The organism is Bacteroides sp. QWL-09, assembly GCF_058683585.1.
Window position 1 is genome coordinate 2,853,578 of record NZ_CM178748.1, and the last position, 24,210, is coordinate 2,877,787.

Consider the following 24,210-nt stretch of genomic DNA (forward strand, 5'->3'; position numbering starts at 1 on the left):
TACTGTTTCGAATCGTTAGTTATTGTACGTCTTCTTTAGCGGTCTCTTTACCATATTCGGGGTCAATCTTGATAAAGGCACAGACTGCTATGGTCACGGCGCAACAAATCATCACCCAAATGAAGAAGTTTTCGTAACCGATCTGCTCTTGTAACCATCCGGCAGCCATTCCGGGTAGCATCATGCCAAGTGCCATAAAGGCTGTACAGATAGCATAGTGCGCCGTCTTATGTTCTCCATCCGAATAATAAATGAGATAAAGCATATAGGCTGTAAATCCGAATCCATAACCAAATTGCTCGATAAAGACGCAAATGTTAATGATCACGAAGTTCTGTGGTTGGAAATAACCTAGGTATACAAAGGTTAAGCAAGTGAGGGATAAACTCCAAGCCATAGGCCATAGCCATTTTTGCAAACCGCCTTTGGCTGCACAGAGTCCACCAACAATTCCGCCTAAGGTTAATCCGATAATGCCAATGGTTCCATAAACGAGTCCGACTTCTGCGGTGGTTAATCCTAATCCTCCTTTTTCAATCGGATCTAATAAGAACGGATTGATTAACTTGACGAGTTGAGCTTCCGGGAACCGATAGAATAACATAAATAGAATGGCGACTCCGGCTTGCTTCTTCTTAAAGAATGTTTTGAAGGTGTTTATGAAAGCTTTAAATATGGTTTGGGCATTATGGCTCTCTTCTGTTACGGCTTTGTCCGATGTCGGAGTCGGCAATATGAATTTGTGATAGAGGCAAAAGGCTAGGAATAGTCCTGCTAAGATAAAGAAGGTGATACTCCAAGCCATTTTAATACTTCCCGTCCAGTATTCCAGCCCACCGGCCAACATCACCAATAGACCTTGTCCGGCAATGGTCGCGATGCGATAGAAGGTGCTTCGGATACCCACATAGAGGGCTTGATCTTTGACGTTGAGGGCTAGCATATAAAAACCGTCCGCAGCAATGTCATGTGTTGCAGAACTAAAAGCGACTAGCCAGAATATAGCTAGTGTGGTTTGAAAGAAGGTGGACATTGGAATGGTGAAAGCTATTCCGGCCAAACCTGCTCCCACCAAGAGCTGCATGGTGACTACCCACCAGCGTTTTGTTTTGAGTAGGTCAATAAATGGACTCCAAAAGGGTTTGATGACCCAAGGTAGATAGAGCCAAGAGGTGTAAAGTGCAATGTCTGTATTCGATATTCCTAGATTTTTGTACATAATCACCGAGATCGTCATGACGGCTACATAGGGTAATCCTTGTGCGAAATAGAGCGATGGAATCCAGGCCCACGGAGATATCTTTTTTGTTTTCATGGTTGTATTATAGTTATATTAGTAGAGTTTATCGATTAAAGCATCAATGTAGTAATGGAGTAAGATGGTGCGATAATCGTATCCTTGTTCCCCCATCACTGCGGCGCCGATCTGGCAAAGGCCGACACCATGGCCCCAACCTGCGCCGATAAGCGTGAATCGTTCAGGAAAACCTTCGGAAGTTATACCTTCTTTATCGATGACGAAAGCTGAACTATAGAGATGGGAGGTCGATAAGGTTCGGCGAATCTCCAACTCTTTACCGATAGTACGGCTTTGCTTGGTCCCTACAATCTTGAGTTTCCAAAGTCTTCCGGAAGTCCCTCGCGCAATCGGGATGAGATCGATGATTTGTCCGTAGTCGACCCCTGAACGCTCTTTAATGAGTTGAGAGAGTTCTTCTTGCGAGTAGCTTATCTTCCAACGGTAGAAATCTGTAGTCTCTTGATCGTAGTTGTTGAGAACCTGTGCTAAGATGCGCTTATCGATGGTGTTGCAAAAGGCATCTGGAGAGGTGCGAATCCATGCTTCGGCGTTACTCTCAAGAGATAAATCGGGTAATTCCGTGTGTTGCTTACTGTCTCTCTGTTTGCGCAAGTAAGGATGTTCAGCGTCTTCCCAGCAATATTGAAATTCCTCAAAAGCTCCACCACAACACTTCGAGAATCGGGCATCACAGATGAGACGATTGTAGGTTAGTACTTCTCCTCGTGTTTGTTCGATGGCTTCTCTAACTATAGGAGTGGAAGCCCGGGTGATTCCTTGGTAACGTTGGCAGTGGTCGTCGGCACACACATCGAATAAGGTGTGGTCTTCACGGTCGTACCAACGAATATATTCATCTTCTGTAGTTGATGAGGCCTTGTAATCGACTTTTGAAGCAGAGAGTGTTTGGTTTTTCTGAATCTGGGCAAGTAGCCAACTCCTTGAAATGACGGCATGTGCTTTCAATAGTTCGAGTGAAGCCGTAGCGCTCATTTCTGAAGAGATCACGCTAGTTAAGTAGTCTTCTATTGGAAGAATATTGATCGCGATTAAGTGGTCTTGAGTCGCAAGTAGCTTTAAGATTCCCGGAAAACGTTGATTCTCCTTACGCTCCCAATGAAAATTGATGCCAATGGTAACATCGATCAGTTCAAACGAACAAAGATCCTCTGTTGTGGGCTCAAAAAGGAGTTCTTGATAGGTGTTTCCTTCCCAAATGAGTTTGCCTTCCGAAAAAGTAACTAGATGTCGACCGGTTGTCTTTTTACTTCCGGCCGTATAGATACCCGATAATACAAACTCTTGTTGATCGCCTGAAACGATGCCTACTTGTACTTGAGGTTCTTTCATAATTGTGCTTTTAGTTGTGTTTTTAGGGTTGCAAAATCGTCCGACTGCAGGCAAACTTCTTTGAGGATGTTGGTGAGGTCTTCTGCTGTGATTTTTTTAAAGTCTTTTTCTAGAGGGGTAATAAAGACTCCACCCATATCGACTGAAGCTGGGCTAATCAATATATTTTGATCTCCTTCGGCATGATAACAACTCGGACGATGGAGCACGCGTGGAAAGAGGCAGGTAACAAATCGTTTGCCTTCTTTCCAAGTGATCAGATTCATCATCGGTTCTTCTTCTGCATGATTCCGTGAGTTAGCTTCTAGAACCTGGTAAATCTTGTCGAAAAGTTTTGTTGCCTCATCCTTATTCGTCGACTCGATGACTAAGGTGTTGCGTGGTTCATCGTTTAGTGCCCATAATGTGGACTCTGTACCCTGCCCTATCTTCTCTGCTTTTTGCTTTTTCCAGTCGTTCTCTAGTGGAAGAAACCCCTTATTACCTGCTTGGAAATGCATATGGTCAGGGGCGGAGGCTCCACAGCGGGGACCATTATAAAAGATAATATAATCAGTTGCGGCTTCAGCTAAACTTAACATATCCTTAAAACGTCCTGCGATGCGTTGATCGGTATGTTGTTGATCCGGAACAGTCAAGTGTCTTGGAAAAATAGGAAATGGGTTGACTAAAATTTGATAGTTGGCCTCAAAAGGTAAGCCGATCTGTTCCAATGGCAAGTTCTGCCGACACAAGAAGCATTTGCGTTCTTGGATCGACTTTGCATCGACTTTAGCCGCCGATGAAACGATACGTGCCGGATTAAATTGTACCTTATAGCAATTGCCATTGATGGTGAATTGCTTTTCTTGTACAGTTTCTAAGGCTTTATAGTTTTTTTTGGCTAGATCCCAAAGAGCTAGTTGCTTTAGGAATAGAGCGTTTATTTGTTCTGTCGTCATGATCTTACAAACTAGCGGTTTGGTTTTAATCTCGCTTGAAGTTCCCATGTGCGGATACGGTCTTTATAAAGATTATGTCCGTTCATCTTCACAATGTCAAGTGATGCATCTGAATTATCATCCCAACGGCGACAGTTGTACACCACCTCATATACCCGTCCGATTTGGTACCGGCGAGAGAAACGTAATCCTAACGCATAATCTTCGCCGTAGCTCGTATTAGGGACGTTGACTTCCCGAAGTACAGGGGTGTAGAAGGCACGTGGTGCACCTAATCCGTTGATACGTAGGGCATTGTTTCGCCCGTTTTCGGGCGTCCATTCTTTGTGGTCGATGATACCCGGAGCTATCATGTTCATGTTGAAATCGGTCATCATATAAGTACCGACTACCATGGCGCAATTCTGCTCATAAAAAGCATTAACCATGGTTTGTAGGGTCTCTTCTTTGCTATAAACATCATCACTGTCGAGTTGTACGGCAAACTTACCACATTTCTCATGATGTACCCCTAAATTCCAACATCCCCCAATACCTAAGTCTTCGCGTTCTGGGATAAGATGAATAAGTCGACTATCGTCGCTAAACTCTTTAATGGCTTCCGTTGTACCGTCGGTTGAATGGTTGTCAATAACGATGAGGTTAAATTTGAAGTTTGTCTTTTGTACGAGCACTGAGCGTATAGCATCTCGAATGGTGCGAATACGGTTACGTACCGGGATGATGACAGAAGCTTCATATTCAAAGGTCTCGGCATCAAAGGAAATGGGCTCGAATTCGGGTTTTAAATAAGCACCGATTTCTTTTAAATGTTCTGTACACGCTTGCTCCATCTCGATTTGTACCGATCGGTTTTTGGGATCTACATAATCAAAGATTTTTTCCCCGCTTTGGCGGGTATCATTCTCTATCTCAGTGTAGAGATATTCGTTAATATGTACTAATGGATAACGTTGTGATAGTTTCAAACGTAAATCGTACCATCCGGCAAATTGATAAGAGGCTTTTAAACGGGCAGCCGATTCTTTAAGAGCTTCTGCATTGAACAACAAGACGGATCCGAAGTTGAAATCGTCACGTAAGCTACCTTGTTGATAATCGATGACCGGTGCTAAACTTTTTTTGCTGTTAGCGATTTGGTAATGATCGGCATAGACCATACCGGCACTACTGTCTTGAGCAATGCTAATCATACGATCAAGTGCAAACAGTCCCATGTTTAGGGTGGTATGCTTGGTGTAAAATAGGGTGTAATCGGCATCCGAATGTCCTGCAATTTCTTTTAAGGTCGCGCTAGAAAACAGTTGGTCGATATACATGATGTCGCATCCTTCTAGTGGGGCTACATTTTTATCGGTAGCCAACAGTATCAGTCGTTTGATGTTTGAAAGGTTCTTCAATCCTTCGATCGTTTGTATCGCTTGTGTTGCTTCCGTGAAAGGGATGAAGCAGCTAATGGTCTTTTTCATGTTCTTATATTTTTATTGTTTTTTGTTTGTTTTACTATAGGTTAATAGGACAAGCTCACCACTTGTCGATGTGATCAATAGGTTGTTCTTATTGATAGGCAAAACTGTGTTAATTAGTGAATTGCCGATCTTGTGCTTCCATAGGAGATCTCCGGTTTTGCTTTGTAATGCAAAGATAACGCCTTCTTTGGTACTACCGAATATGATTCCATTTTTTTCAATGAGCATTGAAGGAGCATGCTCGTAGCCAAAACCTACATTTGAAGCCCAAATTTGTTGAGGTTGCTTAGTGTTTGTACGATAACACACAATGCTGTCATTCATCGTTTTGGCGTAAAGCCTAGAGCCATCTTCTGATAAACCGATCGATTCGCGTACCATGGATTGGAACGTACGCCAGATGGTTTGACCGTTATTGAGATCAATGGCTGTCAGCGCTCGTTGTGGATCGGCAATAAAAACCCGATGGTGTGAAGCAGCCGGCCAAACTGCTGCCGGAGAGAAGTGCATACGAGTTAATCCGCCTGTCCATCTCCACTTTTCTGTTCCGTTGATTTTGTTTAAAGCGTAGAGTGTGTTGTCCCATGCTCCAAATATGACTTTATCACCCGCTATTAATGGTTTGGTCTCAATGTATCCTTTGACTTGATTGTAAGTCCAAAGTGTTTTTCCGGAATGGATGTCAATGGCTCTAAAGCAGTGATCACTTGCGCCGATGTAAGCCGTTCCATGGTCGATCGTTACCGCACCAAGGACGGCTTCGTCTGCTTGAACTTTCCAAAGAAGTTGACCGTTCAGAGCGTTTAACCCATAAATGGTTTTATCGGCTGAGCCGAAAACAAGAATGTCTTTTGAGACATCCGGAGTGCCAACAATACGCGCACCGGTTTGATAACTCCATTTTTTGTGCCCGTTTTTAAGGTTATAACAGCTTACTATACCACTATCGTCTCCAACAAAGACAGTCCCTTTATAAACAACAGGGGAGGAGTAAATACCCGATCCGGTTTGTATCGTCCATTGGGCTTTTACATGAGGATATTGGTTGTTCATTGAGAAATCTGGATATTTCAGGGCTTTTCCGTCGGCTTCATAATAGCGGTGATGGAGGGATAGTCCGGCCCAACGCTTCATGGGCTCGTTAATGCGTTGTTCGTGAACCAATATGGAGTCGCCTGTTACGTCAAAAAGACTATAGCCTCCAATTCCATCTTTATCACGGAGATTTGAACGACCTAATATCCCGGGTATTCCATCGTATGAACAGAGACGGTTACGGTGATAATGTCCACCAATAAATAAGCGAATATTAAATGGACGAACGGCGTCGGTAACTTCGTACCAATTGTCTACATCTCCTTCAGTCATGGGATAATGTGATACTAGAATGATGGGTTGACTCTTCGGAGCATCACTCATCTGCTTTTTTAACCAACTGATGTCTTGTGGTACAACATGTCCATAAGCCATTCGCATGAGCGGTCCGGAGTTGAAGCCTAAAAATAGGAAACCGTTGTGCTCAAACTTGAACCGCTCTGAACCAAAGATCTGGCTGAAATCAGTAACTCCCGATTCACTCCATTTGGTCTCGTGATTGCCGGGCACAATATAATATGGCATTCTTAATTGATCTAAAATTGATTTGGTTCGTTGTAGGCTTATTCGATCACCTTCTTCAGTAATATCACCGGTGATCAATACAAAGTCGATCCCTGATGTTGTATTGATCTGTTGTACAGAACGTCTTAAATCTTCTTCCGGTTGGGAGTTATTCGGACTGATATGTAAATCGGTCAGCTGTGCAAACCGGAAGGCTTGTCCTTGAGCCGACAGATTAAGAAATCCACCTAAGCAGATCAAGAGTATGAATAGTCTTTTTATCATCTTCTTTTAGGGTTTGTTATTGAAAAAGGTTAAAACAGTTTCCATGAGTTGTGCTCTTTGTTCCGGGGTACGTATACTTTCGAATGGGAAACCTAATATGCAGGTTTTGTACGTACCTTGGTAAGCTATACCTGCGCTTAAATTATTCTCGCTATAGCGGAAAATGGTATACGCGTTACGATCCGTGGGCTCGATGGCGTCTGGTGATTCTACAAGGTACGATTCGGGATTCAATTCATGGTAATAAGTGTAATTTCCACGGTAAGGCATCAACGGTGAAACCACACTCTTAACTTTTCCCGTTTGGGCTGCTTGACCAACACGCCATTTGTATTTTAAGACTTGGGTCGCAAAATCTTTATCTGCTTGTTGAGGCTGAGCCCAACGATTGTCCCATAAATCGGTGCCGACATAGGCTCCTGAGATGAAGAGATGACCGCCAGCTTCGCAATAGGCCGTAATAGCCTTTTGCATTAACGAACTAAAGGTCTTAAAAGATAATGGTTTGATTCCTTCAGGCCCCATCTTCGTTTGGCATTCTTTTCCTAAGATGAGATCGACGGTTGCGTAATCGATAAGCTTGATCATTTGGTTTTCGATCACTTCATCGCTAGATGAGGTAAATGAATAACCGGCTTTTAGTATCGCAGCACCATGTATGGCCGGATAATCAAAACTGTTTCCGGCGATGACTTCGGTTTCATGTGTACCATAGCTGTCTCCAAAACCGGAGGCATCATCATCCATCCAAGGAATCTGACGGCGGAACTCTTTTTGCGATCCGATATAACTGATGTCATTTAAATAAGGTACTCCATGGTCAAGCTCGTCTAGAAATCCTGCTAGGGTATCTTTATGAGCTACAAAATCTGCCGGAGCTGAAACCCGATCGAAACCATTGATCACAAGTACTGTTCCTTTCGATTCTGAAGAATAGCCTACGGATAGTATTTCTGAGGGGAAACTTTTACCACCTTTGTTTAATGCACAGACTTTGAAGCTACAGACCTGATCGGCAGGAATGGCACAGCGATAGATAGGTGAACTGACGATCGTACCTTGATCGAAAGTTCCGTCTCCAATACGCTTGTATACGATATATTGCTCGGGTTTGGCGGTAGGCTCTAGTTCATCCATAACGGCTTGCCAAGTTAACTCTATTTGTTGGCGATCAGTGAAACGGATGCTCATGTGGTCTACTGGCAAAGGTTGCACCACATAGGAGGTGTGGTATTGTGATGCGATGAATTTTAACATGCCTTTGTAAATGGCACGACTCACTGTGAATCTGAAACGCGGGTCGAGTCCATAACGCATATCGGCAAAATTTTGATGAGAGAGTAATTCCAACAACATGGTCGGTACACGTGGCACTCTAGCTTCAAAATACGAGCGGTTCCACATCCCTCGGCGGGTCCATTGAGGATCGTGAAGGGCGCGGATGTCATTGACGATGGCCGATTGGATCAGGTCGGTTAAATCGCGTGAAGCATAACGAGAGGACTTATTGGCAAATAAGCCGTCGTTCGATTGAGTTTCAAAGATTCCTAATGTTCCTATGATGGTATCCCCATATGTTGTTCCGGCGTCCGAATGAAAGGCAAAAGCCAGATCAATAGGAATATGTAATCCTTCTGTTTCGGGATTAGCAGACGAACCTCCTGCTAGATAATTGACCCAATAGCCGCGAGACTTATAGTCATCTGTGTAGTCATTTTTACCTTTACTTTCTGAATAGACGGAATCAGGGATACCGGCCCATTGCATCCAGTAGCGAGCCGCTTCGCAAAAGCGTGGATATCCACTTGTTTCGTAAGGGTAGAGAATGGTAGGTGTTTGAGTTTCGACCGTACGATGCTGATCGGAGCTTTTCACATTTTCTGTATATCCTTCAGGGGATACCCGTCGTGCAATATTGCCATATCCTCCCCCTATTTTGATGGCATCGGCAGTGATGACTTTCCCGGCATGTTTAGATCGATTGGATAGCGTAACTTTACAAGCTTCTAGGCCGGCATTAAAGTCGAAATGTCCCAAATAAATCCAAGTGCCACCTCCCATACGTTGGTTGACTTTAAATTGAGAGGTTCCACCTTTATGACAGACGCTATATAGAGCGTCGTCTGTACTGTTTTTTACGGTTTTGTAAGCCACATAGACCGCGTAACGACCAGCTGCAGGAAGACTACCTTGCCATTCAATCAGGCTCTCTTTTCCTTTTTTGATCGTTGTCGCTTGTCGATATGTTCCTTCTCTGAACGGGTTTTCAAAGTCTTTGTATGTTGTTTTCAAATGGGCAAATCCGGTTCCTGTTCCTAGTGTCCACGATTCTAAACCGTTTATTTCTTTATAAAGTGACTCTTCCTTTGTAGGTGTGTCATTGTCTATAATGATCTCTTGTGTTTGGGTATCTCTTTCTCGCGGAAGGAGCACATTAGCCCCTGCATTTTCGAGCATTGGCACAAGGAAAGGTAAAACATAACTTTGAGTGTAGAGGTCTTCGACCGTTTGAAAGATACGGGCGCGTTGCCACTCCCAGCGAGCAAGTTTGGCTTCATAGTAATAACCGTGACTTTGCCATAGCGCAATATGACGGTTTTGAAGTCCCTTGAGAGCTTGATATGGTTCTGAAAATCGTGTGATCAGAGGATGCTCTACTTTGTTTCGAAACGTCTTGATGTGTTTGTCTTTTTTTTGCTTGAAAGCCAATGGTATAAGCTCTTCTATAGGACGATTGTCCGTATATATCGTGAGTTTATACATTTTATAGCTAGTGGGAAGCAGTTGTCTTATTTGCTGATAAACTTCTTCCACGCTTTCTTCTCTAAAAGGGACGTAAGAGAAATTGATATTGGTGAAAATTGCAATCGTTTTGTTTTTAACAGAAACAGCAGTTGAGTCAACTTTAACTTCTCCACAAGAAACGGCTTGCTGAGTTATGGAGTTAAGAAAAAGAGAGATTTCCTTAATAGTGGTTGAAGATATTTGCTGTGCTGTTATTCCTATGGGAAAGAACAAGCATATGCTAAATAAAAATATTTTGAACAGATAGAGGGGTCTATTACTTTTCATGGTTTTATTTTATACTTGTTGGATGTTTTTCGAAAGATAAGGAAGAATCGCCTTAAAAAGCGATCCTTCCTTTAGTAATCTTGTTGTTTTTACCAACCGAAATTGTTGGGTTTTAACTGTGGGTTAAGATCGATTTCCCCAGAAGGGATTGGGTATAGGTAATATTTATTATCAAATTCGCGTTGTTTCCCTTTGCTGCCATCTAAATAATTCCCTTTCTTAGCAGCTATACAGTTAGGATCTGTAGTTACATTGCCTCCAAGTAAAATACTAGGATATTTAGATGAATCTAATTTGTCGAGTTGATGCCAGCGAATTAAATCCCAATAACGTGTCCAGTTATCAAACATTAGTTCACAGCGACGTTCTCGTCTAATTTCCCAAATTAAGCTACTTACGCCATGGTTATTTGCCGGATCATTAAAACCAACATTCACTTGAAGATGTGGGAGTTCTGCACGGTCTTTTAATAAATTGATGGATTGATCTAAATCGTTTTGAGTGATAGTACCTAACTCAACACAAGCTTCTGCATAATTTAAATAAATAACAGATAACCAAAATAGTGGAGCATGAGTATAATTGGATACCGTTTGATTTCTGTATTGTGTTGGAATCGAGCTGTTGTCGTATTTACACACACCATAGCCTGTTGATGAAATCATCTCCATGTCACCTGCAAACCTAGGATAACCTTTACCTTCATACATTAATATCGGATCTATTGTTTGAGATAAACGTTTATCTCGGACTTCGAGTAGTTTGTTGATAGAAAGTTTATTGTTTTCTAATTCAGGAACATCCGTATTATTCTCGACTGTTAATGCCATTGGTTTACCATCTTTGAAAAGATAAGCGTTAAAAGCGTCTTTGGTCATTCCACTTATTTGTGTAGAACTACAAGTATATGAAATGAGTGAATGGGTTAATACACTTTGTTTGTAGGCTTTATAGAAGATCATCTCTTTATTTCCGCTCAAGTCTGTCGAGTTATAGTTGCCTTGATATGAAGAGTTTAGTGAGAAATTTCCACTCATGACAGCTGAACAAGCCGTTTTACAAGCTTCTAAGAAGGTTTTAGAACCTGATAGATCAGGAGCTGGTTGTCCGTCCTCGACTTTGCGATATTTACGGAAAGTTCCTTCATATAAACCCACTTCTGCTTTCATAGCATTAGCTAAAGCTCTACTCCAAGTCGTTCTTGATGAACTTTCCTTGATGTTTGATGAAGCAAAGTTTAAATCATCTAATACGTGATTCATAATTTCATCTCGATTGTTACGCGGTCCGTATAGGATTCCTTCATCGTTGACATCCAATGAGCGATCTGTGTATGGAACATTTCCAAACATTCTTACCAACTGATAATATTCCCATCCGCGCATTAATCGGGCTACACCGAGCCAATGATTTTTAGTGGCATCATCCATTGAAGTCATTTTGTTAATATTTTCAATCATGATGTTTGCACGACGAATCTCTTTGTATGCATTTCTCCAAGTGGCATTAGACGTTGTTAATCCTTTTTGACTCCAATCATCGAAGTCTCTTCCTGCTTGGTCGTCAGATAAACTTTTAAAATAGAAATTGCCTGTGCCACCATTATTTCCGTAACCTAAAAATTCGTTATAGAATGTATTGGCATATCCGGAAACATTGTTCTCATTGTTCCAAAAATTGTCATTTGTAAAACGGTCTAATGGGTCTTTATCCAAACAGCTTGAAAGCATTGCTATGGACATTAAACCTAAAATATATGTTATTTTTTTCATAATTTATTTTTTTAAAGGATAACATTTAGAAAGTAACCTGCATACCGAATGAGATGGTACGATACATTGGGTCAATACGTCCCCAAGTACCATTCCCGAAGTCGTTTGATGAAGTTGTACTGCCTTGGCTGCTATTGACTTCTGGGTCGATAGGGGCATTGCTCTTGTTGATTAATTCACAAATGTTATTGGCACTGAAATAAACTCGTACTTTATCTAAATAAGCTTTTTGAGTAAGATGTTTAGGTAAAGTATATCCAATCGTTAAATTTTTGAATCTGAGGTAGGCCATGTTGATCAAATATTTGGACTGTGGATAGAAGTTATGGTTGCCTCTGTCTAATACCGATATCTTACCTTGTGAAGCGTTACCAGGGTATAGACGTGGAAATTCGGCATTATTATCCGGGTTTTCTTCAGTCCAATAGTTGGTTTGATTAGCATATATGGCATCTGCGCCGCGCATCATTGGCATAGCAAAAGCCGATTGTGTCCATGCACTGCGCTTTCCTATTCCTTGGAAAAACAAATCTAAGTCAAATCCTTTCCAATTTCCTCCTAAGCGGAAGCTATATTGGTAGCGAGGTGTTGTATTACCAATCACCTTTAGGTCACCATGATCATTGGCTGTTCCTTTGCCCCCATCAATTGTGCCACTCTTGTCTAAATCTTTGAATTTTACATCTCCAGGACCATAGATGAAATTATCTTGTTCTAGTCCTTGTTGTGATGCGATACCGTCCTTATATGAACCATCGGCATTGAAATCGTCTTTAGTAAAAAGCCGGTCTGTTTCAAATCCCCAGATATCTCCATAAACTTTGCCTGAATAGTTTTGATTCAGTAATTTAGCATCATTATCCCATTTCGTAATCACTGTTTTAAAATCACCGATGCTAACATTAGCATATAAGTTCATGGCATTTTTAAATGTGTGTTGCCAATTAATGGTTAATTCCCAACCGCGTGTACGTAATGTACCCGCGTTCACATATGGTGCTGTTGTTCCCAACACTTGAGGTAACGTCTTACTTGGAGCAAGCATATCGCGATTGGTGCGTTGATACCAATCAAAAGAAATATTTAGCTCATTGTCTAGTACACCTAAATCAAATCCTAAATCCAAGGTCTGGATGCGTTCCCATGTTAGAGTTTGTGGTACAAGGGTTGGAATATCGTAAGCCATGACTTTGTTACCTGCATTGTCTAGCCAATAAGTGTTAGAGGCTGTTACATTATTTATTGTTGAAATGAATTTGTATTTTCCAATAGTTTCATTACCAATTTCTCCGTAAGAACCGCGAAGTTTCAAATTATTTATGATAGGTTTAATCGGAGCGAAGTAGGCTTCTTCACTCATGCGGTATCCCATTGATCCAGAAGGAAAGAAAGCCCAGCGGTCATTTGCCGGAAAACTAGAGGAACCATCATATCGGCCGTTTAATTCTAGTAACCAGATGCCTTTATAGTCATAGTTTATACGTCCGAAAAAGCCAGCTGTTCCCCATTTAGAATGTTCTCCACCTACGGTTTGAGTTCCCGTTGCTAAATTGAATTCTGGCAATGTGTTATCTAGTAAGTTCGTTCTATTTCCCCAATGAGAGTTGTATTCTCCTTCTTCAGAGTTGCCTCCTAACATAAAGTTAAAGTTATGTTTTTTGAGTAGATTGAGTTCATAGTTTGCATAGACATTCAGAGCATAGGAATGATCGCGAATAGATTCTTCTTTAACATAAGTTGAAGAACCTGTGTTGAAAGTGGAAGGAGTTGTTAGCTTTCCACCCCATGAATTCCAAGAAGTTACAGGTAATCCTGCGATTTTTTCTTGAGAGTTCCTAATGTTGTAAGTGTAATCGGCATTCAGTGTTAACCCTTTGGCGATTTTCGCTTTTAGAAAAGCTCCTATTCTTGTGTAAGTATCATCAGTTCTGTCATCTCCAGCTTGTTTTCTATAGGCGATATCATTTTTCATATCCACTCCTTGGTAGGTTCCGTATGGGCCAAAAAAACTTCCCCAGCGCCACATATAAGTATACGTATTTCTACGTGCGTTAGGCTCTGTATAAACCTTATTACTGTAATTAAATCGTCCTCCGATTTGTAGCCAATCTGTGATGTCGGAGGTGATATTCATTGTGGCGTTATATTTATTTTGTTTATCAGGGTTGAAAGTCATGACTCCTTCGTCGTGATTGTGCCCAAATGATAAGAAATAAGATGTTTTTCCACTTGTGCCTTGTATTGAGAGGTTGTGGCTTTGTGATGGTTTCCAATCACGGAACATAATGCCAACTACATCCCAATCGGCATAATATAATGCACTGCCGTCAGCTGCCAAATCAAAATCATCACCTGGTATCATTTCTCGATAACCACTTTTGCCTCCATGGCGTTTTTTCCAATCTTCGGCCTTTTTTATAAAATCATCATTCATATACATGCCAAATAATTCATTTGCTAGACCTGCGCGCATATTTGCAGTGCGTAATGCGCGAGCTTGCGTGCCGACATCAGGATAGTTAGGTAATATACTTGGAGTATCCCATGCAAAGTTATTATTGTAATTGATCGTGATTCTATCTATTTTTTTTGCCGCTTTTGTAGTAATTAAGATAACGCCAAAAGCAGCGCGGGTTCCATAAATGGAACTTGATGCAGCGTCTTTTAATACAGAAATATTTTCAATATCTTGAGTGTTGAGAAAAGAAATGTCATCCATTGGAACACCATCAACGACAATAAGTGGATTTGTTGTTGCATCGTTGCTTAGCGTTCCTGTTCCACGAATTGAAATTATAGGTTTTGCATTAAGCTCACCACTGCTGTTGAGAATTGTTAGGCCGGGGACTACGCCTTGTAGTGCTTTTGATACATCTGACTGTGGTCTTGACTCCAGAGTCTTTCCCACATCTACTGTACTGACTGCACCGGTAAGATTGGCCTTTTTCTGTGTGCCGTATCCTACAACAACTACTTCGTCGAGAACTTTAGCATCTTCCTTAAGGATAATGTGCATTCCTTTGGCAGCTTTAACCTCTAGAGTTTGATAACCGACGAATGATACAACGAGGGTAGCCCCTTGTTTTGCATTGAGTTTGAATTTTCCATCGAGATCCGTAATGATACCATTGGTCGTGCCTTTTTCTATGACACTAGCACCGATAATGGGTTCACCATTGACATCTGTCACGCTTCCGCTGATAGCTTGTGACTGATGTTGGTCATTGACTTCATATAGGTCCGAATGAGTAGCCGAATAGGTTACTGCGTAGGTATTACCTATAATGAATAGGGAGGATAGTGCTGCGGCAAAGAATACTTTGCTGTTTACAGCTCTTCGTTTTTCTTGTTTCCCGTTCATAATAAAAGATTGATTATAAATTAATGTATTGGTTAACTTTAAAGAAATAGATGATAAGGATAAGAGTTGGGAAGAAAATGCTTTTATCCTTATTTAATAAGGCTAATAAGGGTTTTTCATAGGCTTTTTTCTTTTATTGTTTTTTTTGTTTAGTGATCTCTGTATTTTTTATAATAGTTTGATAAGCTGCATTATATATTATAATATGTCTCAAGAGATATAAACTAACTGTTAACAAAAGGAACAACGACTTCGTTTTTCTTTTCTAGCATACAAATATAGTTATAGTTTAATTATTTACGACTATTGTTTGCGTATTTTTAGATTTGAAAACATATATTTTGAATATTTTGTTCTGTTTTTATGTTGTTAGAGGCTATGAAAAAGAGAGAAATAAGTTGAAATGATGTTAGATGTTCTCAAAATGTGAAAGATGTGTCAGAATTAAAAGACTTTATATTCAATAAAATTTTCACAAAAAAATGCACTGTGATGAAAAATTATATCATAGTGCTGATTATAGAAAAATGGTTGACTGATTTCGAATAGTCTGGTTAGTTTCTAACGAAGTGTGTCCAAATTTAAGTTTGCGGAGTGAAAATCGATTAATCCTTTCATTGGGGTTTCTGTGATTAGGTCGGTTTGAACACCAAACTCTTGTGCCACCTCTCTCAATACATCAGCGTAGGTATAAGCTAAAGAACCAACAAAACGAATAGGGTAGTTCTTGTAATCATACTGGCAGATGTTGCGTGTAAAGAACTGACGAAGGTTGTTTTCCAATAGATTACGGGCATAATCGTTGTCTAGATAATCAGCTAAGAAATAAGCAATAGTTCCAAGAAAGCGATTAGGAAATGGGCGATTATATACGGAATCCATGACTTCATTAGGGGTAATACGGAATGTTTCAATGAATTCAGTTTCTAATTCTTTAGGAACGAATCCTTTTAGCAAATCGGCTAAGAAAAGTTTTCCTAGTACGGCACCACTACCCTCATCTCCCAATATGTATCCTGCCGCTTTGACGTTTTTTATTATTTCTTTTCCGTCATAGAAACAAGAGTTGGAGCCTGTACCTAAAATGCAGGCGATACCGGCTTCGTCTTTGAAAAGTCCGCGAGCGGCTCCTAATAAATCACTCTCTACTTTGATTGGAGTCTTGAATTGAGCTACAAACGAAGCGGCAAGAATGTTCTTTTTCTCGTCCGAACTACATCCAGCTCCATAATAGTAGACCACCTCTAGCTTGGGACGAAAGAATTCCTTGGGGAGTCCTAAGCGGACACTCCGACTGATTTCCCGACGGTTCTGAAAAAATGGATTAATACCTTCGGTAAATACATGTTCAATGAGGTGATTGCCTTCTATTAAAGCCCATTCTGTTCGCGTAGAACCGCTTTCTGCTATCAGTTTCATATCAAAGTATTTTGATTGGACTACAAATATAGGACTCTTTTTTCTAAATAAGAGCTTTTGTGGAATAAAAAAATTAGGACGCTCTGCATTAATAGATGCAGAGAACGCCCTAATGAGAAGTGTGTGTTTAGATATTTTTTACCTTAATGAGGTATTCGGCAATTTGTACGGCGTTCAGCGCAGCACCCTTTTTAATTTGATCGCTAACAGTCCAGAATGTTAATCCATTCTCATTAGCTAAATCCTTGCGAATACGTCCAACGTATACCGGATCTTTTCCGGCAAGGAATAATGGCATTGGATATTCTTTTTTCTCCATATCGTCTTGAAGAATTAATCCTTCACCTTCTGAAAATGCTGTGCGAGCTTCTTCGATAGATATAGGGCGTTCAGTCTCTACCCAGATACTTTCTGAATGAGCACGTAAAGCTGGAACACGTACGCAGGTTGCGCTAACCTTAACGTCGGAGTGCATAATTTTACGTGTTTCGTTATACATTTTCATTTCTTCTTTGGTGTAGCCGTTTTCGGTGAAGACATCAACTTGTGGAATGAGGTTAAAGGCCAATTGGTAGGCGAACTTTTCTACTGTGACCGGCTCATTGGCTAAGACTTGACGATATTGTTCGTAAAGTTCATCCATTGCTGCTGCACCGGCGCCACTAGCCGCTTGGTAAGTCGACACATGTACAGTTTTAATATGCGATAAATTTTCAATCGCTTTTAGGGCCACAACCATTTGAATAGTTGTACAGTTTGGGTTGGCAATGATACCACGTGGGCGGGCCAAAGCATCTTCCGGATTAACTTCGGGCACAACTAACGGAACGTCTGAGTCCATACGGAAAGCACTCGAGTTGTCAATCATTACTGCACCATGTTTAGTGATGGTTTGCTCAAATTCCTTTGAAGTGCCCGCTCCGGCTGAAGTGAAAGCTATGTCGACTCCTTTGAAATCATCGTTGTGTTGTAAGAGTTTGACCTCAATCTGTTTACCTCGGAAAGTATATGCTGATCCGGCACTACGTTTAGAACCGAATAAAACTAACTCGTCCACAGGGAAGTTTCTCTCATCGAGCACACGTAGGAATTCTTGTCCCACAGCTCCGCTTACGCCAACAATAGCTACTTTCATCTTTTTTCCTTAAATTTAATTGTGATTATTAATGTATCTTCTTTTTTTTATCTATATAGTAAAGAGACGGTTGCAAATTTATAACATTTTGAAATATAATGGTACTTTTTTATAGAAGATTTATTTTTTTATTATGTTTCTTGTCTAATTGTCTATGTGCTAACTTTTTTGTTCCTTTGCTTATAAATTCTAAAATCAAGAGTATATGCATTCTACTGGCTTTGATTTTGTACTACCGATAACCGATCCGACTTGGGTGTTTTTTTTAGTGCTTTGCATCATCTTGTTTGCTCCTATTTTGTTGAATCGCTTACATATTCCTCATATTATTGGGATGATTATTGCCGGTGTCGTAATTGGAGAACATGGCTTCCATTTGCTGAATTACGATAGCAGTTTTAAGTTGTTTGGCAAGGTCGGCTTGTATTATATTATGTTTCTTGCGGGACTTGAAATGAATATGGCGGATTTTAAACAGACGCGTTGGAAGGCTTTTGTTTTAGGGCTTTTAGCCTTTGTTATTCCTATGATCCTAGGATTTATTAGTAACATTACGATTCTGAAATATGGTGTGATTACTTCTGTTTTATTGGCGAGTATGTATGCCTCTCACACTTTGATTGCTTATCCAATTGTGATCAGATATGGTATTGCTAGACAACGGAGTGTTAGTATTGCAGTTGGCGGTACGGCTGTAACGGATACATTTACGTTGCTGGTCTTAGCGGTGATCAGTGGAATGTTTAAAGGAGATAGCTCGGAATTCTTTTGGGTTTGGTTAGTGGTAAAGGTCATTCTATTGGGAGGGCTTATCATTTTCTTCTTTCCACGTATTGCACGTTGGTTTTTTAGGAAATATAGTGATGGCATTGTACAGTTTGTTTTTGTATTAGCCATGGTGTTCTTAGGTGCAGGTTTAATGGAATTTGTTGGTATGGAAGGCATATTGGGTGCTTTTTTAGCCGGATTGGTTTTGAATCGACTAATTCCTCATGTATCACCTTTAATGCATCATCTTGAGTTTGTCGGTAATGCATTGTTTATTCCCTATTTCCTTATTGGAGTAGGAATGATTATTAATGTCCGGATCTTGTTTGGACATGGTGATTCTTTGAAAGTTGCTTTGGTAATGACAACAATGGCGTTAACGAGCAAGTGGTTGGCTTCATGGGCGACTCAGAAAATCTATCGGATGAAAGCAATTGAACGAGAACTAATGTTTGGATTAAGTAATGCTCAAGCAGCTGCTACTTTGGCTGCAGTCCTTGTCGGTTATAATATCATGTTACCCAATGGAGATCGTTTGCTTAACGATGATATATTAAATGGCACGATTTTACTAATCCTTTTGACGTGTATCATCAGCTCTTTCATTACAGAGCGAGCTGCAAAGCGTATGGCAATGCAGGAAATCTCAATTGATGAAACCGTAAAAGAACACAAGCCCGAGAAAATATTGATTCCGATAGGAAATCCTGAAACGATTGAAGAGTTGATGAATTTGGCTTTAGTGATTCGTGATGGAAAGAGGAAAAATAATCTGATGGCTTTAAGTGTCATTAATGATCATAATGATTCTTCTAAATTGCAGATACTTGCTAAGAGAAATCTCGAAAAAGCAGCTAAGTTAACCACTGCAGCCAATGTTTCACTTAAAACGATGACGAGGTATGATCTCAATATCGCCTCTGGAATTATTCATACGATGAAGGAATATGATATCACGAATGTGGTTATCGGATTACATCGCAAGTCGAATATTGTGGACTCCTTTTTTGGAGATTTGGCGGAAAATCTATTGAAAGGAACGCATCGACAAGTGACTATTGTTAAACTGTTGATACCTGTCAATACCATTCGACGCATTAATGTAGTAGTCCCGTCAAAAGCGGAATATGAATACGGTTTCTTGCGCTGGATCGATCATCTTGGACGAATGGCTAATGTCTTGGGATGTCGGATACATTTTTTTGCTGAAAACAAAACTTATTTATATATACAGCAACAACTCACTAAAAATTACAATGGCGTGTCGATTGGTTTTTCAGAATTAGAAAGCTGGGATGATTTGCTTTCTCTTTCTGGGCAGGTGAGTTATGACCATCTTTGGGTTGTAATTAGTGCACGGAGGGGATCAATCTCTTACAATCCATCTTTTGAACGTTTACCTAGTCAGTTATATAAATATTTTGCCAATACGAGCTTGATTGTCCTCTATCCGGATCAATGTGGTGAAGCACAGGAATTATTATCCTTTTCTGAGCCTAGAGGACCAGTGGAAACGCAGCCGTATGAGAGAATCTGTCAATGGTGTTATGATTGGTTTAAGAAAAAATAAATGGAGAAAGATTGGTTACAACGGACTCAGCTATTGTTTGGTGCTGAGAAGATGTCTAGAATTACAAAAGCAAATGTTTTAGTGGTTGGATTAGGAGGAGTAGGAGCTCATGCTGCCGAACTTCTTTGTCGTGCTGGAGTGGGACGTATGACGATTGTTGATGCGGATACGGTACAAGCTTCTAACATTAATCGACAATTACCTGCTCTACACTCTACTATAGGATTAGAGAAAGCTAAAGTTTTAGAAGATCGGTTTAAAGATATCAACCCTGATATACAACTAACTGTTCATGCGATATATTTAAAGGATGAGAATATACCGGAGCTTTTAGATGCCCAGAATTATGATTTTATTGTAGATGCTATTGACACGATTAGTCCTAAATGCTTTTTAATCTATGAGGCAATGAAACGTCGTCTCAAAATCGTTTCGAGTATGGGAGCTGGAGCAAAGAGTGATATCACTCAAGTTCGTTTTGCTGATTTGTGGGAGACTTACCACTGTGGCCTAAGTAAAGCGGTGAGGAAACGCCTGCAGAAAATGGGCTTGAAACGTAAACATCCAGTTGTGTTTAGTGCTGAACAAGCTGATCCTAAGGCGGTTATCCTTGTTGATAATGAGAAAAATAAAAAATCAACTTGTGGAACAGTGAGTTATATGCCAATGATTTTTGGATGTTATTTGGCTGAATACGTCATTAAACGGTTGTAATGATATGATTAAAATAGAAGGAATTACGAAGAGTTTTGGGACATTACAGGTGCTCAAAGGTATTGATTTAAATATTGCTAGAGGAGAGATCGTTAGCATTGTAGGTCCTAGTGGAGCTGGTAAAACAACGTTATTGCAAATTATGGGCACATTGGATAAACCTGATCGTGGGATGGTTATGATAGACGATACTCTTCTCGACCAGATGAAGGAGAAAGAATTATCTGCATTCAGAAACAAGAAGATTGGTTTTATTTTTCAGTTCCATCAATTGCTTCCGGAATTTACAGCTTTAGAGAATATTATGATTCCGGCTTTTATTGCTGGGGTATCTTCAAGAGATGCAGAGCTACGAGCTCTTGAACTACTTCATTTCATGGGACTCGCTGATCGTGCCTCTCATAAACCAAATGAGTTGTCTGGGGGAGAGAAACAGCGCGTAGCAGTGGCTCGTGCATTAATTAATAATCCGGCTGTGGTATTGGCCGATGAACCTTCAGGAAGTTTGGATTCTAAGAATAAGGAAGAACTTCATCAATTGTTTTTTGATCTTCGAGAGAAAATGGGACAAACTTTCGTGATTGTAACTCATGATGAAGGGCTAGCTCAATTAACTGATCGAACGATACATATGCTTGATGGAATGATTCATCTATAATTAGTGGAGTCTTTATGAAAGATAGGAGAGACGTTTTTTAGTTAAAACAGATATAGGGCTTTAATCTCTCAAAATCAAATGAGGTAAATTCTTCATAAAGGATGAGTTGATTTAGGCTTTGGAGCTTCCCTTTTTTCTTTCGATGTTCAACAATGACTTTTGCCTGATAAAAGTTTAGGTAGGGGTGGCGCATGAGCTGTGCTAAACCGACTTTGTTTAAATTAAGATAAGGGAGCTCTTTCTTGCTGATAGTAAGCCAAGGGCGTAGCTTATCTACTTTTAAGTGAATGTCTTTGAGTTGATCAACTGTATAATAGAAACCGAGCGATTTTCTGTAGTTCACGATGAGATTTGCGATGTAACTACCTACTCCGGGTATTTTCTTGAGTTCTGTGGTATCGGCTTTATTGAGCTCTATAGTTGTCCCTATGGGGTATTTGTAAACAGAGTCTTTCTTTATGGTATGGGTTGTAAGTAAAAGTAAGGTGTCTATATTCTTTTGAGGAGAGGTTATGGATAGGTAAGGGAGCAAGGTGTTGTACTGTTCCTGTGTTATACCGTAGATTTTTTTGAAATCCTCAGGTTTTTTAAAGCGTCCGCCTTTTTGTCTGTAATGTATAATATTTCGGACGATCCACCTTGAAAGTCCTAGCTGCTGCAGCTCCATTGAATCAGCCGTATTAGGGTCGAATGAGCGTAATGCAATGACTTGAGGATTGTGATTGTAGGTGTGAAAAAAATGTTTCTTTTTCTCTACGTTCTGCATGGTTGAGAAGAATTGTTCGCATTCTTCTTTTGACTTGTCATCTATAGCAGGCAGTACTTCTTGTTTGTTAAACACAAGAGGAGATGCAATGAAGACTAAAATGATGGTTATTAATAGCAGGATACCTCGGCGTTCTGTTTTTGAGAAATAGAAGAAATCTTTCCACATTTCTATTAAATAAGTTTGAGTTCGTTGATAAAAATTAGGGTTATAGCTACTAATGCAATGTATTTTAAGATGAATATGACAAGTTTGTAAAAGGTGAATCTAAGTTTTCCATTATTGGTGATTTGTGTCCATACGATCTTTTTGTCCAAATACCAACCGCAAAATAATGAGACGAATAACCCACCTAGGGGGAGCATAATTTTTGCTGTTGCAAAATCGAATAAATCAAATGCGGTAAGGTTGAATAGAGTATATTCTTTTATTGGGCCAAAGGATAATGAACAAATTGTACCTAGAATTATACATCCTCCAGTTACAAAAGAAGCTGCTTTCTTTCGAGTGAGTTTGAATTCTTCGTGTAGATAAGCTGTGGCTACTTCGTGCATCGATATTGTTGACGTAAGTGCAGCCATTGCTAATAGTACATAGAACATTATCGGGAAAATATAAGCTAGGGTTGGTATGTCACTGAAAGCTTGCTGAAAGATATTAGGGAGAGTTACAAACACTAAACTTGGGCCTGTATCAGGTTTAATACCAACTGAAAAAGCTGCTGGAAAAATAATGAATCCAGCAAGAATGGCAATAAATGTATCGATGATTCCAACTGTAAATGCCGTTTTTGTCAGATTTGTATCTTTACCAAAATACGAAGCATATGTACAAAGGCAGCCTAATCCTAGGCTTAGTGAAAAGAATGCTTGCCCCATTGCTGCTAAAAAGACTGTCCCGTTTACTTTACTGAAATCAGGGTTTAGCAGAAAACGTATCCCAGTTTCTGCTCCGGGTAGAGTAATTGAGCAGCCAACTAAAATAAGTATAATTATAAATAGGGCTGGCATCATTAGCTTCGAGTATTTTTCAATTCCTTTTTCTACGCCTTTGATGATAATGAAATGAGTGGCTAGAAGGAAAACAACAAGCCATAATAGAGGTCGCCAAGGATTGTTGGTGAAGGTTTGAAACGAACGAATGAAATCCGCAGAGTTTTGCCCAGAGAATTTATTGCTTAATGCTTCAGTGGTGTATTCTAAGGTCCACCCGGCTACAACTGAGTAATAGCTTAAGATGAGAAAACCTGCTAGAACTCCCATTCTACCCACCCATTTCCAAGGAGTTCCCGGAGCTAGAATTCGATATGCACCTGCTGCATTAGCTCTGGATTGGCGTCCTATGAGAAATTCACCGATCATGATAGGGAGGCCTAGTATGATGATGCATGCTAAATAGATTAGAATAAAGGCTGCTCCTCCATGGTTGCCTGTTTCATATGGAAATCTCCAAATATTACCTAACCCTACTGCTGATCCAGCCGATGCTAGAATGATCCCGATTTTGCTCCCAAAGTTAGCTCTATGATGTTGTTGCATACTTTATTCCTTTTTATGCGATATATTATTGTTGTGATATGCAAATATAAAAAAATAATCTTATGTTTGTGTATGATCAAAATAAAATGGAATATGTTAGTTTATTACCTAAAAAGATATCCTTTGTCTATATTAGTTATAGGTGTTATTTGTTTTTTGTCGTTTGGACGGTTTTCTCAAAGTGGAGGCGAAGGTTTTAAGTATATCGATAAAATTGCTCACTTTCTGATGTATTGTGGATTATCTTTGGTGTTCGGTTTTGAATATTTTAGGAATTGTTGGAAAACAGGCGAGCTCTCGATAATTAAAATCTCGATATATCTTATTCTTGCGACTTTGTTGGGAGGCGGAATTGAACTTTTACAAGAATACGGTACAAATTATCGTAGTGGAGAATGGAACGATTTCTTTGTCGATTTATTAGGTAGCTTGGTTGGACTCGTTATGGCTTATTTGCTATTTCGATTTTGGGTCGGCAAAAAGTAATAGTGGA

16 protein-coding genes are annotated in these 24,210 nt (G+C 40.1%); 4 read left to right on the forward strand and 12 right to left on the reverse strand.

What is annotated here, in order from left to right; translation table 11 throughout:
* Positions 1 to 19: 19 nt before the first annotated feature.
* From AC4PG5_RS11330 to AC4PG5_RS11375, 10 genes are all read right to left on the reverse strand, one after another.
* On the reverse strand, positions 20 to 1,315 hold the full coding sequence (locus tag AC4PG5_RS11330; protein ID WP_492028993.1) for an MFS transporter: 1,296 nt from the start codon (positions 1,313 to 1,315) through the stop codon (positions 20 to 22).
* A gap of 18 nt (positions 1,316 to 1,333) precedes the next feature.
* Positions 1,334 to 2,650, reverse strand: coding sequence for a SpoIID/LytB domain-containing protein (locus AC4PG5_RS11335; protein WP_492028994.1), 1,317 nt, complete (start codon positions 2,648 to 2,650; stop codon positions 1,334 to 1,336).
* Entirely contained in the window at positions 2,647 to 3,639 is a 993-nt protein-coding gene (locus AC4PG5_RS11340; protein WP_492028995.1) for a DUF4922 domain-containing protein, read from the reverse strand. The genes AC4PG5_RS11335 and AC4PG5_RS11340 overlap by 4 nt, the downstream gene beginning before the upstream one ends.
* The gene (locus AC4PG5_RS11345) at positions 3,603 to 5,060 is read right to left on the reverse strand and encodes a glycosyltransferase family 2 protein (protein WP_492028996.1); all 1,458 of its coding nucleotides are present in this window, start codon (positions 5,058 to 5,060) and stop codon (positions 3,603 to 3,605) included. Before AC4PG5_RS11345 ends, AC4PG5_RS11340 begins: the two co-directional genes overlap by 37 nt.
* A gap of 12 nt (positions 5,061 to 5,072) precedes the next feature.
* A complete protein-coding gene (locus AC4PG5_RS11350) occupies positions 5,073 to 6,944 on the reverse strand; it encodes an outer membrane protein assembly factor BamB family protein (RefSeq protein WP_492028997.1) in 1,872 nt (623 codons plus the stop codon).
* 6 nt (positions 6,945 to 6,950) lie between these two features.
* Positions 6,951 to 10,016, reverse strand: coding sequence for a golvesin C-terminal-like domain-containing protein (locus tag AC4PG5_RS11355; protein ID WP_492028998.1), 3,066 nt, complete (start codon positions 10,014 to 10,016; stop codon positions 6,951 to 6,953).
* Positions 10,017 to 10,105: 89 nt separating this feature from the next.
* Complete coding sequence (locus tag AC4PG5_RS11360; protein ID WP_492028999.1) at positions 10,106 to 11,788, reverse strand: RagB/SusD family nutrient uptake outer membrane protein; 1,683 nt, start codon at positions 11,786 to 11,788, stop codon at positions 10,106 to 10,108.
* Positions 11,789 to 11,813: 25 nt separating this feature from the next.
* Complete coding sequence (locus tag AC4PG5_RS11365; RefSeq protein WP_492029000.1) at positions 11,814 to 15,149, reverse strand: SusC/RagA family TonB-linked outer membrane protein; 3,336 nt, start codon at positions 15,147 to 15,149, stop codon at positions 11,814 to 11,816.
* Positions 15,150 to 15,710: 561 nt separating this feature from the next.
* Positions 15,711 to 16,568, reverse strand: a complete 858-nt coding sequence (locus AC4PG5_RS11370; RefSeq protein ID WP_492029001.1) for a hypothetical protein — start codon at positions 16,566 to 16,568, stop codon at positions 15,711 to 15,713.
* 127 nt (positions 16,569 to 16,695) lie between these two features.
* The gene (locus AC4PG5_RS11375; protein ID WP_492029002.1) at positions 16,696 to 17,703 is read right to left on the reverse strand and encodes an aspartate-semialdehyde dehydrogenase; all 1,008 of its coding nucleotides are present in this window, start codon (positions 17,701 to 17,703) and stop codon (positions 16,696 to 16,698) included.
* Positions 17,704 to 17,908: 205 nt separating this feature from the next.
* Between AC4PG5_RS11375 and AC4PG5_RS11380 the strand changes: the two genes are divergently transcribed.
* The 3 genes from AC4PG5_RS11380 to AC4PG5_RS11390 are packed head-to-tail and all read left to right on the forward strand — an operon-like array spanning position 17,909 to position 21,413.
* Positions 17,909 to 20,041, forward strand: a complete 2,133-nt coding sequence (locus tag AC4PG5_RS11380; RefSeq protein WP_492029003.1) for a cation:proton antiporter domain-containing protein — start codon at positions 17,909 to 17,911, stop codon at positions 20,039 to 20,041.
* Positions 20,042 to 20,755: a tRNA threonylcarbamoyladenosine dehydratase gene (locus AC4PG5_RS11385; RefSeq protein ID WP_492029004.1), complete on the forward strand. Its 714-nt coding sequence runs from the start codon at positions 20,042 to 20,044 to the stop codon at positions 20,753 to 20,755.
* Positions 20,756 to 20,759: 4 nt separating this feature from the next.
* On the forward strand, positions 20,760 to 21,413 hold the full coding sequence (locus AC4PG5_RS11390) for an ABC transporter ATP-binding protein (RefSeq protein WP_492029005.1): 654 nt from the start codon (positions 20,760 to 20,762) through the stop codon (positions 21,411 to 21,413).
* Positions 21,414 to 21,450: 37 nt separating this feature from the next.
* On the opposite strand, the gene AC4PG5_RS11395 is transcribed toward AC4PG5_RS11390, so the two are convergent.
* Together AC4PG5_RS11395 and AC4PG5_RS11400 are read right to left on the reverse strand one after the other, a co-directional pair.
* The gene (locus AC4PG5_RS11395; RefSeq protein WP_492029006.1) at positions 21,451 to 22,347 is read right to left on the reverse strand and encodes a ComEA family DNA-binding protein; all 897 of its coding nucleotides are present in this window, start codon (positions 22,345 to 22,347) and stop codon (positions 21,451 to 21,453) included.
* Positions 22,348 to 22,352: 5 nt separating this feature from the next.
* On the reverse strand, positions 22,353 to 23,717 hold the full coding sequence (locus AC4PG5_RS11400) for a sodium-dependent transporter (protein WP_492029007.1): 1,365 nt from the start codon (positions 23,715 to 23,717) through the stop codon (positions 22,353 to 22,355).
* Positions 23,718 to 23,840: 123 nt separating this feature from the next.
* Between AC4PG5_RS11400 and AC4PG5_RS11405 the strand changes: the two genes are divergently transcribed.
* A complete protein-coding gene (locus tag AC4PG5_RS11405) occupies positions 23,841 to 24,203 on the forward strand; it encodes a VanZ family protein (protein ID WP_492029008.1) in 363 nt (120 codons plus the stop codon).
* Positions 24,204 to 24,210: the final 7 nt, after the last annotated feature.